General features: G+C 67.8%; 11 protein-coding genes and 1 other RNA gene. 2 read left to right on the forward strand and 10 right to left on the reverse strand.

Annotated features, from left to right (window positions below; all coding sequences use genetic code 11):
• Positions 1-42: 42 nt before the first annotated feature.
• The 9 genes from ASF26_RS12365 to rnpB form a co-directional block, all read right to left on the reverse strand.
• Positions 43-1,269, reverse strand: coding sequence for an O-antigen ligase family protein (locus ASF26_RS12365; RefSeq protein WP_056254176.1), 1,227 nt, complete (start codon positions 1,267-1,269; stop codon positions 43-45).
• 227 nt (positions 1,270-1,496) lie between these two features.
• Positions 1,497-2,855, reverse strand: a complete 1,359-nt coding sequence (gene murD / locus ASF26_RS12370) for a UDP-N-acetylmuramoyl-L-alanine--D-glutamate ligase (RefSeq protein WP_056254179.1) — start codon at positions 2,853-2,855, stop codon at positions 1,497-1,499.
• Positions 2,856-3,064: 209 nt separating this feature from the next.
• Positions 3,065-4,147, reverse strand: coding sequence for a phospho-N-acetylmuramoyl-pentapeptide-transferase (mraY, locus tag ASF26_RS12375; RefSeq protein ID WP_018045176.1), 1,083 nt, complete (start codon positions 4,145-4,147; stop codon positions 3,065-3,067).
• 126 nt (positions 4,148-4,273) lie between these two features.
• The gene (locus ASF26_RS12380) at positions 4,274-5,734 is read right to left on the reverse strand and encodes a UDP-N-acetylmuramoylalanyl-D-glutamyl-2,6-diaminopimelate--D-alanyl-D-alanine ligase (protein ID WP_056254183.1); all 1,461 of its coding nucleotides are present in this window, start codon (positions 5,732-5,734) and stop codon (positions 4,274-4,276) included.
• Between the two features lie 199 nt (positions 5,735-5,933).
• A complete protein-coding gene (locus tag ASF26_RS12385; RefSeq protein WP_056254186.1) occupies positions 5,934-7,403 on the reverse strand; it encodes a UDP-N-acetylmuramoyl-L-alanyl-D-glutamate--2,6-diaminopimelate ligase in 1,470 nt (489 codons plus the stop codon).
• A complete protein-coding gene (locus ASF26_RS12390; protein ID WP_056254189.1) occupies positions 7,400-9,229 on the reverse strand; it encodes a penicillin-binding protein 2 in 1,830 nt (609 codons plus the stop codon). Before ASF26_RS12390 ends, ASF26_RS12385 begins: the two co-directional genes overlap by 4 nt.
• Positions 9,230-9,233: 4 nt before the next feature.
• Entirely contained in the window at positions 9,234-9,710 is a 477-nt protein-coding gene (locus tag ASF26_RS12395) for a hypothetical protein (protein WP_056254194.1), read from the reverse strand.
• Positions 9,707-10,774: a 16S rRNA (cytosine(1402)-N(4))-methyltransferase RsmH gene (rsmH, locus tag ASF26_RS12400; protein WP_056254197.1), complete on the reverse strand. Its 1,068-nt coding sequence runs from the start codon at positions 10,772-10,774 to the stop codon at positions 9,707-9,709. The genes ASF26_RS12395 and rsmH overlap by 4 nt, the downstream gene beginning before the upstream one ends.
• A 429-nt stretch (positions 10,775-11,203) precedes the next feature.
• Positions 11,204-11,597, reverse strand: an RNA gene (rnpB, locus tag ASF26_RS13690) — RNase P RNA component class A.
• A gap of 167 nt (positions 11,598-11,764) precedes the next feature.
• Between rnpB and ASF26_RS23150 the strand changes: the two genes are divergently transcribed.
• The gene (locus tag ASF26_RS23150; RefSeq protein ID WP_200925922.1) at positions 11,765-11,941 is read left to right on the forward strand and encodes a hypothetical protein; all 177 of its coding nucleotides are present in this window, start codon (positions 11,765-11,767) and stop codon (positions 11,939-11,941) included.
• A 46-nt stretch (positions 11,942-11,987) separates the two neighbouring features.
• Here the strand turns inward: ASF26_RS23150 and ASF26_RS12405 are convergent, their stop codons facing one another.
• Positions 11,988-12,428, reverse strand: a complete 441-nt coding sequence (locus ASF26_RS12405) for a VOC family protein (RefSeq protein ID WP_056254200.1) — start codon at positions 12,426-12,428, stop codon at positions 11,988-11,990.
• Positions 12,429-12,596: 168 nt separating this feature from the next.
• On the opposite strand from ASF26_RS12405, the gene pepN reads away from it, so the two are divergent.
• Positions 12,597-15,239, forward strand: coding sequence for an aminopeptidase N (pepN, locus tag ASF26_RS12410; RefSeq protein WP_056254203.1), 2,643 nt, complete (start codon positions 12,597-12,599; stop codon positions 15,237-15,239).
• The last annotated feature ends 191 nt before the right edge of the window (positions 15,240-15,430 follow it).

A 15,430-nucleotide genomic window follows, 5' to 3' on the forward strand; every position in this document is an offset into this window, starting at 1 on the left:
GGCGAGACTTCGACGCCACGGCGATAGACCCAATGCGAAACTTCAGGTGGTCGATCGCTGCTGAGACAACCAGCGAACACGCGCGGCTTCGAGCCCCCATAGCATCCCGAGCATCATATAGACATGACGCCACTTCTCGATATCGATCTGAAATGCCTGGAGGAAGAACATCAGAAGGGCTGGAAACACGATCTGCGCGAGCCCCTGATAGGGCGACGGTTTGAGGCACAGGCGAAACCCGACGAAGACGGATGTCAGGACTATGGAGACGAACGCGAAACCTCCGAGCCATCCCCCGTTCGCGAACCCGCCGATATAGGAATTGTGCGGCTCCAGATCGAAGACCACGCGCCATCTCAGAGGCCCGAAACCGAGGGGGCGATCGATGAGCATCGGGATGCCTCGGCGCTGGTTGCCGAACCGTCCGGTCTCGCCTTCATCGTAATCCTTCGTGACCTGCGCCCGATCGGTGAAGCGCTCGGAGACACCCTCCATCGACAGCAGGCCGCCGATCAGGAGCGCGCCGACGAGGATGGTCAGGGCCGACAGCCGGGCGATGCGCCGCCGAATGGCCCGCGACGGGGAGGTTGCCCATGTGAGGCCGATCGTCAGGCAGATGCCGAGGAGGCACGCTCCCCAGGATCCGCGCGAGAACGAAAGGAAGACGCAGGCCAGCAGGACGAGCAGTGCAGTCGCGGACAGGAAGTTCCGCCGCGTCTCCCCCACCAGCATCCTGCGGATGAGATACAGCACCGACAGGATCAGGAAGGATCCGAGCAGATTGGGATCCTGGAACACGCCCGAGGCGCGTCCGTCCATCTTGAACAGCACGTCTTCGCCGAGCACGTCGAAATAGCTGAAGATGCCGCAGATCGCGGCGAAGAGGGCTCCCGCGAGATAGGCCTTGAGGACGAAACCGACCCTGTCGGATGTCTCGTCCGAGAAGAACATCACGAAGAAAATCCCGGTCAAGCCGAGATAGATGGCCTGATAGGTCCACTCGACCGAATTTGTCTCGTCGAGATAGGGGATCAGCGCGATGACGATGGCCGACAGATAGATCAGCAGAAGTGCGACGATGACGATCGTCGAGCGGTAGAGCCTGATCCCCAGCAGGAACCACAACGCGATCGTCGGCAATGCCAGAAAATCATAGGGCGACGGCTTCATAAAAGTGAAGCACGTAAAGAAGATGACCAGCGCCAACAGCGCGTAGCCGAGGGTGTGGAGCGGGCCCGACGAGACACGGCGAGGATCAGCCGACGCCATATCGACGCCCGCCTCACTCGCGCTCCATCTCCCGCCTGCCGCCATTCCGCCCGTCCAACCCGCCCGAGGATACGCGCCCGGCCTCAGCATGAGGCACTCCCCGTCAGCGAAGACTTAAACCGACGGTCTTGCGTTCCCCGTATGCGGAGGGCGGTCGCCCAAGCGTCAGGCCGTCGCTGTCCTGGGAGGCCGGGGGCGGACTAGGAATCCAGCAACGCGAGGTCGGATTATCCGATCAGCCTCCGCACGAGCGCGCGGAACTGGTCGCCCCGATCCTCGAAACTCCTGAACTGGTCGTAGGAGGCACAAGCCGGCGACAGGAGAATCACCGGCTCCGGCGCTTCTGATGTCGCAGCGGACTCCGCCGCCCGCTTCGTCGCCACGTCCAGGGTGCCGCAGCGCGTATAGGGTACCCTCCCCTCCAGCGTCGCGGCGAAGGCGTCGCTCGCCGCACCGATGAGGTAGGCGTGGGCGACGCGGTCGAACAGCGGCGCGAGCAGGTCGATGCCGCCCTCCTTCGGCTTGCCGCCGAGGATCCAGTGGATGTCGCGGAAAGCCGTGAGTGCCTTCTCGGTGGAATCCGCGTTGGTCGCTTTGGAATCGTTGACGAACAGGACCCGCCCGCGCCGGCCGACCTCCTCCATCCGGTGCGGCAGGCCGGGGAAACTCACGAGTGCCGATGCGATCTGCCCATCGGGCACGGCGAGAGCCTGGGCCACGGCGATGGCGACGGCGGCGTTCTGCCAGTTATGGGCGCCCCGGAGCGAGCCGATGCCGGAGACATCCGCGATGGCCTCCCCGGAGCGCCCGGCCACGATCCCGTCGCGGACGGTCAGCCCATCCACATCCTGCCGCGCGACACCGATCCGCACGAGGGGTCCCCGATGCCGGTCGGCGATGGCGCGGCTGGGCTCGTCGTCGACCCCGACCACCGCGAGGGCGGAGCCCCGGATCAGCCGTTCCTTGATCGCCGCGTAGTTCTCCATCGTCCCGTGCCGGTCGAGATGGTCGGGCGTGATGTTGAGGAGCACGCCGACGCTGGGGGCGAGGGACGGCGTCAGGTCGATCTGGAACGAGGACAGTTCGATGACGTGGTAGCGCCCCGGAGCCGGCGGCTCCAGCGACAGGATCGCCGTGCCGATATTGCCGCCCATCTGAACGTCGAGGCCGGCTTGACTGAGGATATGCGCGATCAGCGCCGTGGTGGTCGACTTGCCGTTGGTGCCGGTGATGGCGACGAAAGGCGCATCGGGGGCGATCTTCGCCCGCTCGCGGCAGAACAATTCGACATCGCCGATGATCTCGATCCCGGCCGCCTTGGCGAGACCGACGGTCCAATGCGGCATGGGATGGGTCAACGGTACGCCGGGGGCCAGGATCAGGGCGGAAAAGCCCGACCAGTCGGCGCTGCGCAGATCCGCGATGGCGATACCCTGGTCTCGCGCCCTGGCCTGGCTCTCGGGGCTGTCGTCCCAGGCGACGACGCGGGCGCCCCCGGCCTGGAGAGAGAGCGCCGTGGCGAGGCCGGAGCCGCCGAGGCCGAACAGGGCGACCGTGCGGCCGGCGAAGGTGGTGGCGGGGGTCATGCGGGTCTCGAACTCGCCAATGCTCTGATCTCTGTCCCTGTCCCTCTACCTCAACCCGAGGGGCCCGCGCGAGCAGGCCTCGAAGGAGGCCTTCAGAGCCCAATGCACGAAGTGGAGGCCTCCTTCGAGGCCTCCGCTCCGCTGCGGCGCCTCAGGACGAGGTGGATCGGCGGGAGAAAGACCGGTTGTGACGAACCATCATACGACGCTCAGCGCAGCTTCAGGGTCGCGAGGCCGGCCAGCGCCAGGATCACGGCGATGATCCAGAACCGGATCACGACCTGCGGCTCCTTCCAGCCCTTTTGTTCGAAATGGTGGTGAATCGGCGCCATGCGGAAGACGCGCTTGCCGGTGAGCTTGAACGAGGCGACCTGGATGATCACCGACATGATCTCGAGCACGAACAGACCGCCGACAATCGCGAGGACGATCTCGTGCTTGGTGGCGACAGCCACGGTGCCGAGAAGGCCGCCCAGCGCCAGCGATCCGGTATCGCCCATGAAGATCTGCGCCGGGGGGGCGTTGAACCACAGGAAGCCGAGCCCGGCACCGATCACCGCGCCGCAGACGACGGCGAGTTCGCCGGTGTCGCGGACGTAATTCACCTGGAGGTAGTTGGCGGTGAAGACGTTGCCGACGAGATAGGCGATGACCCCGAAGGTGCCGCAGGCGATCATCACCGGCACGATGGCGAGGCCGTCGAGGCCGTCCGTGATGTTCACCGCATTGCCGGCGCCGACGATGACGAAGCCGGCGAACAGGACGTAGAACCAGCCGAGGTTCAGGAGCGCGTCCTTGAAGACCGGGAAGGCGAGCTGGTTCTGCAGTGCGGGCGCCGAATAATACGAGATCAGTGTGCAGGCCGAGATGGCGATGGACGCTTCGAGGAGCAGCCGGAACTTGCCCGAGAACCCCTTATGCGACTGCTTCGTCACCTTGAGGTAGTCGTCGTAGAAGCCGATAGCGCCGAATCCGAGGGTCACGGCCAGCGTCACCCAGACGAAGTGATTGCGCGGATTGGCCCAGAGCAGGATCGCCACGATGGCGCCGGCCAGGATCATCAGCCCGCCCATGGTTGGCGTGCCGCGCTTGGTCAGGTGGGTCTGAGGCCCGTCCTCGCGGATCGGCTGCCCCTTGCCCTGGCGCAGGCGCAGAAGCGAGATGATGAGCGGCCCGAACCAGAACACGAACAGGCCCGCCGTGAACAGCGCGCCGCCGGTACGGAAGGTGATGTAGCGGAAGACGTTGAGGGGCGAGAGCGTGCCGCTCAGGTCCGACAGGAGATACAGCATCCGACACCCGGTCGCGGTTTGTCTGGGAATGGATCATCGGGGTTGGAGGAGGCCGCGCGCCTTTCCATCCCCGCCATGCCGCCCGGCTCGCGGGCTCTCCCGGCGAGCCGTGCCTGACACGGAGGTCTATTGGCGGATCGCGGCCTGCGCCGACTCGGCGCGGTCCACGGCGCCCGCGTAGCGGGCTTTGAGGGCTTCGACAATGCGGCCCATGCGGATGCTGTTCGATCCCTTCACCATCACGGCGTCTCCGGCGCGCAGGGCACCAAGGAGCGGATCGACGAGATCCGACGACGCGCCGGCCGAGACGCCGCGCCGGCTCACCGGCAGCGCCTCGAACAGGTGGCGCATCATCGGGCCGGCGGTGAAGACGAGATCGATCCCGGCCTCTTCCACCGCCGAGGCGAGGGCCCGGTGGTGCTCTTCCGCCGCCGCTCCGAGCTCCAGCATGTCGCCGAGGACCGCGATGCGGCGCCCGCGCGATCCGGTCTCGATGCCGGACAGGGTGGCCAGAGCCGCGCGCACCGAGGCCGGGTTGGCGTTGTAGCTCTCGTCCACCAGAAAGGCCTCGCCGTCCTTGAGCTTGAGCGCCGTGCGCTCGCCGCGCCCGACGGGGGGCTTCAACGCGGCCAGGGACAGGGCGGCGCGGGCGAGATCGGCGCCGAGGGCATGGACCACCGCCATGACGCCGAGCGAGTTCATCGCCGTGTGCCGGCCGGGCGTTCCGAGCTGGTAGGTGACGGGGATACCCATCACCGATGCGTCCACCACGGAGAGATCGGGCCGCATGACGATGCGAAGGGCACGGACATCCGCCTCCTCGTGCTCGCCGAAGGTGACGACCCGGCCCGCCTTCGATGCATGGGCATGGGCCAGCAGGCGGGAATAGTTCGGGTTGTCGCGGTTGATGATGGCGGTCCCGCCGGCGCTCAGGCCGGAGAAGATCTCGCCCTTGGCATCGGCGATGGCCGAGAGCGAGGCGAAATGCTCAATATGCACCGGCTCGACCGTAGTGATCAGCGCGATGTCCGGCCGGACCATGGTCGTCAGCGGCACGATTTCGCCGGGATGGTTCATGCCGATCTCGAACACGCCGTAATCGCTGTCGGCGGGCATCCGCGCCAGGGTCAGCGGCACGCCCCAATGGTTGTTGTAGGAGGCAATAGACGCATGGGTCCGCCCCTGCGCGGACAGGACGTGGAGCAGGGCCTCCTTCGTGCCGGTCTTGCCGACGGAGCCGGTGACGGCGACGATGCCGGCATCCGTGCGCCGGCGCGAGGCCGCGCCGAGGGCACGCATGGCCTCGAGGATCGGATCTTCGCCCGCTCCCGACACGGCAAGGACGCCGCCCGCGCCGGAGAACTCATCGGCCCGGTCGGCTGCGACCACGACCGCTCCGGCACCGCGCGCCAGGGCATCGCGAACGAAATCGTGGCCGTCCCGCGCCTCGCCGCGAATGGCGAAGAACAGGTCGCCCGGCTGCAGCGTCCGCGTGTCGATGGAGGCACCGGTGATCGGTTTCGGATTGCCAAGCAGGCTGCCGCCGGTGGCGGCTTCCAGGGCCTCGGGGGTCCAGAGGGGGGTCATCGGGCGGACTCATGCATGGAGCGGCTGCGCGCATGCCCTCCCCCCTCTGCGGGGGAGGGTGGCCCGCGAAGCGGGTCGGGAGAGGGGAGCGCGTTGTCCGGAGAGGTCGTCCCCTCTCCCGCCTGCTCCGCAGGCACCCTCCCCCGCAGAGGGGGGAGGGTGAGACGCGCTGAAATCAGCGATTCTCTCTCCATCGATCTCACGCGCCCACCTCCGCCATCGCAGACCGGATCACCTCGTGATCCGAGAACGGGAGCACCTGTGCGCCCACGATCTGGCCGGTTTCATGACCCTTGCCGGCCACCACCAGCACGTCGCCGGGCCGGAGCCCGCGCATGGCGGTGCGGATCGCCTCGGCCCGGTCGCCGATCTCGATGGCGCCGGGAGAGGCGGCGCGGATGGCGGCGCGGATCGAGGCCGGATCCTCGCTGCGCGGATTGTCGTCGGTGACGATGACGAGGTCGGCTTTCCGTGCCGCGATGGCACCCATGAGCGGGCGCTTGCCGGTGTCGCGGTCGCCGCCACAGCCGAAGACGCAGGTCAGGCGACCTGTCGCGAAGGGGCGGAGCGCATCGAGCACGCTCTCCAGGGCTTCGGGCTTGTGGGCGTAATCCACGAGGCAGAGGGCACCGTTGACCTCGCCGATCCGCTCCATGCGGCCGGGCACGCCGGTGAGGTGTTCGAGGGTGGCGAGAACGTCCGCCATGCGGTCGCGGCCGATGGCGGCGCCGACGAGGCCGGCGGCGAGGAGTGCGTTCTCCACCTGAAAGGCGCCGACGAGGGGCAGGTCGACCCGGTGCGTTTCCGGCTCGTCTCCGAGCCGGATCGTCAGAACCTGGGCGAAACCTTCGGTCCGGGCATCGACGAGGCGGATGGCATCGCCCTTCATGCCGGTCGTCAGGACATCGTGCCCGGCAGCGCGCGCGGCATCGATGACCCGGTCGGCAAAGGGACCGTCGGCATTGACGATCACGGCCCGGCCATCCGGCAGGAGGGTCGTGAACAGCCGCAGCTTGGCCTGGAGATACTCCTCGATGGTGGCGTGATAATCGAGGTGGTCGCGGCCGAGATTAGTGAAACCGGCCACAGTGAGCGTCACGCCGTCGAGGCGGCGCTGCTCGATCCCGTGGGACGATGCCTCCATGGCGAGATGGGTGATGCCGTCATCCGCCAGGCGCGCCAGGGTCTCGTGCAGCGAGACCGGATCGGGTGTGGTCAGCGTGCCGTATTGCGCGCCGCGATCGGTGACGATGCCCACCGTGCCAAGGCTCGCCGAAGCGAATCCCAGTCGCGACAGGATCTGGCGGACGAAATCGGCCACCGAACTCTTGCCGCTGGTCCCGGTGACCGCGATCACGGTCTCCGGCTGGCGGCCTGAGAAGCGCGCGGCAGCGAGCGCCAGGGCCCGGCGCACGTCGGGAACGGCGATCCAGAGAGCCTCAGCCGGCAGGTCGGCGGGCCGGTCGCCCTCCCCGAGGATGGCGACGGCGCCGTCCGCGAAGGCCTTGGCCGCGAAGACCTTGCCGTCCACCCGCGTTCCCGGCACCGCCACGAAGACGCCGCCGGGAACGACCCGGCGGCTGTCGGCGGTGATGCCATGGACGGCGTTTCCCGCCGCAGCACCGAGTTCGGCCTCGGGAAACAATCCGCCGAGGGTCATGCCGCTCATCGCCCGTCGAGCATCGTCGCGTGATACGCGCCGAGCTTTACCATGAGGGGGAACGGCTTCACCGGCGGATCGAATTGCGGCGGCAGACCGATGATCGGGGCGACGCGCTCGATCACCCGCCCGGTGACGACGCCCGAGTTCCAGGCGGCGGTGGCGTAGCCGCCGGATTCCGGCAGGCCCTGCGGCTCGTCCATGATGGTGACGAACAGGTATTTCGGGTTGTTCATGGGCGCGGCGGCCATGAAGGTCGTAAACAGGCGGTTCTTCACGTAGCGGCCGTGGATCACCTTCTCGGCGGTGCCGGTCTTGCCGCCGACATAGTAGAGCGGGATCGAGGCCTTCTTGGCCGAGCCTTCCACCGCGTTGAGGCGCATGATGAAGCGCATCGCCTCGCTGGTCTCGGGCTTGAGCACGCGGGTCGCCTTCTTCAGCGCCTCGGCCTCGGTGGTCTTGAGGAAGGTCGGCACGATGAGGTTGCCGCCATTGGTGATGGCGCCCACCGCCGCCGCCGCCTGGAGCGGTGCCACCGCCAGACCGTGTCCGAAGGCGATGGTGATGGTGTTGATCTCGGTCCAGCGCGAGGGAACGATGGGCTCCGCGCTCTCGGGGAGTTCCGTCCGCATCCGGTCGGTCAGGCCCATCTTCTTCAGGAAGGCCTTGTGGCCGGGCACACCGATGCCGAGCGCCATCTTGGCCGAGCCGATGTTGGAGGAGTGCGTGAACACCTCCGGCATGGTGATGGTGCGGTTGGTGCCGTGATATTCGTGGATCTTCTGCCGGCCCCAGGTGAGCACGCCGCCGCGGGTGTCGAAGGTGGAATTGACGTTGTACTTGCCGGAATCGAGCGCCATGGCCAGCGTCATCGCCTTGAAGGTCGAGCCCATCTCGTAGACGCCGACATTCATCCGGTTGATCCGGTCGGGATTGTTCGCCTCGGCCGGGTTGTTCGGGTCGAAATCCGGCAGGGAGGCGAGCGCTATCACCTCGCCGGTGGTCACGTCGAGGATCATGCCCGCCGCGGCCTTGGCCTTGAAGTGGTCGAGGCCCCAGGCGAGCTCGTCGCGCAGGGCGAATTGCGCCCGCAGGTCGATGGAAAGCTGGACCGGCCGGAGGTCGGTGGACTTGGCGACGAAGCCGAGGCTGTTGAGGTCCTTCAGGCCGGTATTGTCGATGTACTTCTCGATGCCGGCGATGCCGATATTGTCGAGGTTGGTCACGCCCAGGATATGGGCCGCCGCCGTGCCGTTGGGGTAGACGCGTTTGTGGTCTGGCAGGAAGCCGACGCCCGGAATGCCGAGGCGATGCACTTCGAGCTGCTGCTTCGGGGTGATCTCGCGCTTGACCCAGACGAAGCCCTTCTTCGTCGAGAGCTTGGCGCGCAGGTCGGTGGCGTTGAGCTCGGGCAGGACTGCGGTGAGGAGTTCCACCGCCTCGTCCTTGTCGTAGATGTTCTTCGGCTCGGCGAAGACCGAGACCGTGCGGATGTCGGTGGCCAGGATCTCGCCGTTGCGGTCGACGATGTCGGGCCGGATCGCGGTGGTGGCCGCGGCGGCGACGCGGTTGTCGCCGTTATCGGCCTGGGGGAAGGCCGCCATCGCCACAAGCCGGCCGGCGATGGTGAGGAACACCACCGCGAAGCCGAGACCGACGAGGCCGACGCGGGCATAGGACCGCTCGATGGCCAGATGGAACATCGCCCGCACCACGCCCATCACCGTCCAGGTCGGACGCGCGGCGGGCGCCGGCTGCGGAGCGCTCCCGGGGTGGTGGGTGTCCCCGGCCTCTTCGGCGGTGTGGGAATGATCGTGAACGGTCTCGTCTGACACGGGACTACCTCGAAACCGTATTGGGCGTTCTGGTGGTTTGGACGGTGGTCGTCTTGGTCGCCGACGCGGTGGTCGTCGGCTTGGTGGTCGTGGTGCGCGTGGTGATCGAACCGGTCGTCCTCGGCTCGTCGGAGGACTTCGCCGTCGACTTCTCCTTGGGCGTCGCGGTGGCGGCCAGCAGGCGGCCGATCTCGTCGCCGCGGTCGGGACGCATCGGCAGGTCGGAGAGGCGTCCGAGATGGTTCACGCCGATGGGCTCCAGGGCGAGATGGCGCTCCACCGCCGCCTGCAGGCGGTCGGGGCGGGTCAGCAGCTGCCATTCGGCCCGCAGCACCGCGATGGCCTGCCGCTCCTTGTGGAGCTGGCTCTTGGCCTTCGAGACCTGACCGGCCTGGTACAGTGTGTCGTACTTGATCGAGTAGGCGTAGATCGCCGATCCGATCAGGCCGAGGATGGCGAGGACGTTCAGCAGACGGATCACCGACGCACTCCACCGCTCTTCGAGACGAGGTGACCGCGCCGGGCGGGAAGGGCCGCCAGCGCTTCGATGGCGGCCAGCGGCGGCGCGACGGGCGCCATGGTGCGCTCGGCGGCCCGGAGCTTGGCCGAGCGCGAGCGCGGATTGGCATGGATCTCGGAATCCGAGGCCGTCACCGGCCCCTTCGTCACCATGGTGAAGCTGCGCGGGGTCGGCGCATCGGCGCTCGGCAGGTGGCGGGAGGCCTGGGCCGCCCGGCCGCTACGCGCGGAGAAGAACTGCTTGACGATGCGGTCTTCCAGCGAATGGAAGGTGACCACGGCAAGGCGCCCGCCGGGCCGAAGAATCCGCTCGGCGGCATGAAGCGCCTGGACGAGTTCGCCGAGTTCGTCGTTCACGGCGATGCGCAGCCCCTGGAAGGTCCGCGTCGCCGGATGGATTCCGCTGGCGGGATCGGCCCAGACCACGCTCGACACGATTTCGGCCAGCGCCGCCGTGGTCTCGATCGGGCCTTTCCGCCTCGCCTCGATGATGGCGCGGGCCACCGCCCGCGAGCGGCGCTCCTCGCCGTAGTGGTAGATGATGTCGGCCAGCGTCGCCTCCTCGGCGCCGTTGACGAGATCGGCGGCGCTCTGGCCGGCGCGCTCCATGCGCATGTCGAGGGGGCCGTCGTTGCGGAACGAGAAGCCGCGGTCGGCCTGGTCGATCTGCATCGAGGAGACGCCGATATCGAGGACGACGGCGTCGGCCGTTTCGGCGCCCTGGTCGCGGACGAGGGCATCGAGCGTACCGAATCGGCCCGGCACCAGGGTCAGGCGCCCTTCGGAGGCGGTCACGAGGCCCGCGCCGCCAGCGATGGCGTTTGGATCGCGGTCGATGGCCAGCACGCGAACGCCCGGATCGGCCTGCAACATCGCGCGGGTGTAACCGCCCGCACCGAAGGTGCCGTCCACGGCCAGGGACGCGCCGGTCAGCCCGAGCGAGGCCACGACCTCCGCGAGCAGCACGGGAATGTGGGGCGGGGCCGCCGCCGGGCCGTCGGGGACGGCGTCATGAAGGACCGTCATGCCGCGACCCGGCCGATGGCGACGTTGGAGACGGGCCGGGGCGAAGCGCGCCGAAGCGGAACGGGTCGAGGACGCCGGACGGCGACGGAAGAAAGGATGTGACGCATGCGTCCCTGCGGCGGGCATCGACCGCTCCGAGGCGGCCGGAAGAGACGGAACGGCAAAGGAAGACGAGACGTCGCGGACGCGGCCCGCACTTCGCCCGAGACGAGCGCCCTGCGCGTCCGCCGTTCCCAAAATCGCCGCTGACGAAGTGATTTCGGGTAACATGAGCCTCTGAGCACCGTCAACGCGCGGACCCGCATGGGCTCCGTCGAGACCGATCAGACCTCAGCAAGGTTAACCGACGGTAAGTTTCGTCGGTTTTATGCAGCGTATTCGATGGGGCCCGGGAAGCTCGCCGAGCGCTGTCGCGGCGCGGGCGGGAAGCGGATCAGCCGGCCTTTAAGCCGGGTTCTGTAGGGCCTGGGAGCGAACTCCCGGACGTGGCGGCCATTCCTCTGGGACGATCGTTACCGAACGCCTCGAGCAACCAACCCGGGCGACGAGCCTGGAGAGAGGGCCTGCCCCGTCCTGTCGGACCGAGCGTGTCGCCCCTATTCGGTTTTGCTCCCGGTGGGGTTTGCCGTGCCGTCCGCGTTGCCGCGTCCGCGGTGCGCTCTTACCGCACCCTTTCACCCTTACCCCGCATGAAGCGGGGCGGTCTGCTCTCTGTGGCACTGTCCCTGGGGTCGCCCCCGCCGGACGTTATCCGGCACCGTCTCTCCATGGAGCCCGGACTTTCCTCCCCGGTTCGCACCGGAGCGGCCGCCCGGCCGACTGATCCGGCGCGGATGTGCGCCGCCATCGCGCCCGAGGTCAAGGAGCCGGATGCCCATCCGGGCGCCATGGCGGGATTTTGTTCGGCGGCTTGTTCGACGATCCGCCCGGCCCTAGCTCATCCGATGGGCCACGCCCGTCGCGGCGGCCCGCCCACGTGAGGAGGTGACCATGGCAACGAGCGATTCGGCCTGGACGCTCGAAAACGTATCGGAACTCCGGACGCTGGCGCGCGAACGCGTGCCGGTCTCCATCATCAGCCTGAAGCTCAAGCGGCCGATCGAAGCCGTCTCGGCCAAGCTCGCCGAACTCGGCATCACGCCGGCCAGCGAAGCGGGCGGCGCATAGCGTCGAATGCGGGGCGCGCCATGACGCGCGCCCCGACCCGCCGGCCCTACCAGGAGCCGGTATTTTCCATGGAGGCCCACGGCTCCTGCGGCGGCTTCGCCTCGCCCTTCTGCAGGATCTCGATGGAGATCCCGTCCGGCGACTTCACGAAGGCCATGTAGCCGTCGCGCGGCGGCCGGTTGATGGTCACGCCCTTGTCCTGCAGGCGCGCGCAGAAGGCGTAGATGTCGTCCACCTGATAGGCGAGGTGACCGAAATTGCGCCCGCCCGAATAGGTCTCCGGGTCCCAATTGTAGGTGAGCTCCACCTGGGGCGCCTTCGTCTCCAGGGCCGTGTCGTAATCGCCGGGGGCCGCGAGGAAGACGAGGGTGAAGCGGCCCTTCTCGTTCTCCACGCGGCGCGTCTCGCGCAGGCCGAACGTATCGACGTAGAAGGCGAGCGCCTTGTCGAGATCCGCCACGCGGACCATCGTGTGCAGGTATTCCATGGGCTGGGTCGTCTCCGGTTGATGCCGCCTATGTGGCCCGGCTATGCCAAGCGTCAACGCCGCGATGCCTCCAACGCTCCCGCCCCCCTCATATCCAGAGGGTGGAAGCCGGGCCGACCGGCGACACGGAGCTGTTCTCAATCCTCGATTCCGATCAGGACCGACCGCATGCGTACCGAAAGCCCGACGCTGATCCGTCTGGAGGATTACCGGCCGAGCGACCATCTCATCGACACGGTGGCACTCGACGTTCGGCTCCATCCCCGCGAGACGCGGATCGTCACGACCCTGGCCCTGCGCCCGAACCCGGACGGACGCGCCGACACGCCTTTGGTGCTGGACGGTGACGATCTCGCGCTGACGCGGCTGTCGCTCGACGGCGAAATCCTCGATCCGGCGGCCTATTCCGCCACCGCCTCGGCGCTGACGGTGCATGAGCCGCCGCGACAACCCTTCACGCTGACGATCGAGACGCGGGTCGATCCGACCGCCAACACCAAGCTCATGGGCCTCTACCGGTCGAGCGGCGTCTACTGCACCCAGTGCGAGGCCGACGGCTTCCGCCGGATCACCTACTTCCTCGACCGGCCCGACGTGATGTCGGTCTATACGACGCGGATCGAGGCCGATGCCGACGAAGCGCCCGTCCTTCTCGGCAACGGCAACCTGACGGAGGCCGGTCCCGCCGGCCCGGGCCGGCATTATGCGATCTGGCACGATCCGCACCCGAAGCCCGCTTATCTCTTCGCCCTCGTCGGCGGCCGCCTCGACCGGGTGTCCGCCGAGTTCACCACGATGGAGGGCCGCCCCGTGTCCCTCGCCGTCTACGTGGAGCCGGGCAAGTCGGACCGGGCCGCCTATGCCCTCGACGCCATCGCCCGCTCGATGACATGGGACGAGGAGGCGTTCGGCCGCGCCTACGATCTCGACGTCTTCAACGTCGTGGCGGTGTCCGATTTCAACATGGGCGCCATGGAGAACAAGGGCCTCAACATCTTCAACGACAAATACGTCCTCGCCTCGCCCGACACCGCCACCGATGCCGATTACGCGGCGATCGAGCGGATCATCGCCCACGAGTATTTCCACAATTGGTCGGGCAACCGCGTCACCTGCCGCGACTGGTTCCAGCTCTGCCTGAAGGAGGGCCTCACGGTCTTCCGCGACCAGGAATTCTCGTCCGACATGCGCTCGCGCGCGGTCCATCGCATCGGCGAGGTCAGGACGCTGCGTGCCCGCCAGTTCCCGGAGGATGCCGGGCCGCTGGCCCATCCGGTCCGGCCCCGGGCCTATGCCGAGATCAACAACTTCTACACGGCCACCGTCTACGAGAAGGGCGCGGAGATCGTGCGCATGCTGCGCAGCCTGATCGGCGGCGCCGCCTTCCGCGCCGGGATGGACCGCTACTTCGCCGACAATGACGGGCGGGCCGCCACGGTGGAGGATTTCCTCGCCGCGTTCAGTGCCGAAACCGGGCGCGACCTGTCGGATTTCGCGCGGTGGTACGAGCGTCCCGGAACGCCGGTGGTGAGCGTCGAGGGGGATTACGACGCCACGGCGCGGACCTGTCGCCTGCGCTTCCGCCAGCGCTTGGCCGGCGCCGAGGACAGCCCGCCCCTCGTCATCCCCATCGCCCTCGGCCTCGTCGGCGAGGGTGGCCCCATCGCCGCCTCCTGCGAGCGCGTGAGCGAGGGTGTGTTCGTCCTCGACCGCGCCTCCGACGAAATCGTGTTCTCAGGGGTCGACGACAGGCCGGTGCCGTCCCTGTTGCGGGGCTTCTCCGCCCCGGTCCGGATCGAGATGGCATCGAGCGATGCCGACCGCTTGAGACTGCTCGCCCGCGACACCGACGCGTTCAACCGCTGGCAGGCGGCCCAGAGCGTCGCCATGCGCCTCATTGTCGAACGGACGAGGGCCGATGCCCCGCCGGCGGAGGATGCGGGACCGGACGCGCGGGCCTTCGTCGAGGCTCTCGCCACCTTCCTCGATACCGAAGCCCTCAGCGATCCGGCTTTCGCCGCCCTCGTCCTCGGTCTGCCGAGCGAGGGCGACGTCGCCAACGAAATCGGCGGCGACGTCGATCCCGATGCGGTCCACCGCGCCCGGCGGACCCTGCGGCGCCAGATCGGGCAGGGTCTCGGACGACGACTGGACTCCCTCCACGCTGCCATGACCGACGCAACGGGCGCCGCCTTCAGCCCCGATGCGGCCTCGGCCGGGCGCAGGGCCCTGCGCAACGCCGCCCTCGACCTCATCGCCGCGGCGGACGAAGTCCGAGGCGGCGAACTCGCCGCCACTCAATTCGCCGAGGCCGCCACCATGACCGACCGGCTGGCGGCCCTCTCGACCCTGGCCGCGATCCCCGGCGAAGCGAGGGAGGCGGCCCTCAATGCCTTCGGCGTCCGTTATGCCGACGAGCCGTTGGTCCTCGACAAATGGTTCGCCCTTCAGGCGATGATCCCGGAGGATGGCACCATCGCCCGCGTCGCGGCGCTTCAGGGCCATCCGGCTTTCGCCATCACCAACCCGAACCGGGTGCGCGCGCTTCTCGGTTCCTTCGCCATGGCGAACCCGACCCAGTTCGCCCGACCCGACGGAGCGGGCTTCAGACTGATGGCGGACGCGATCCGGACCATCGACGGGATGAATCCACAGCTCGCCGCGCGGCTTCTGACGGCGTTCGGATCGTGGAAAATGCTGGAATCCGGACGGCGGACTCAAGCTACGGTCACGCTTGGCGAATTCGCCTCCGCCGGGGGGCTTTCCCGTGACGTGGCCGATATTCTGGGCCGGACACTCGAGATTGGTTAACGCTTTCTAAAATAAGGTCAAATTCGAACTATCGATTCTTCGAATCCGATTGTCACACCGAGCCGAGAGTCAAGCGCTCGCCCAAGAATTTCGTGGACAAGTTGGCTGTGGAAATGCTGAATTGGATACGATTCGAAGCGTGACTCACCCCACGCCGAGGAACGACTCATCCACAGCCGCGGGGACTTGTC

Source organism: Methylobacterium sp. Leaf93, assembly GCF_001422345.1.
Lineage (GTDB): Bacteria > Pseudomonadota > Alphaproteobacteria > Rhizobiales > Beijerinckiaceae > Methylobacterium > Methylobacterium bullatum.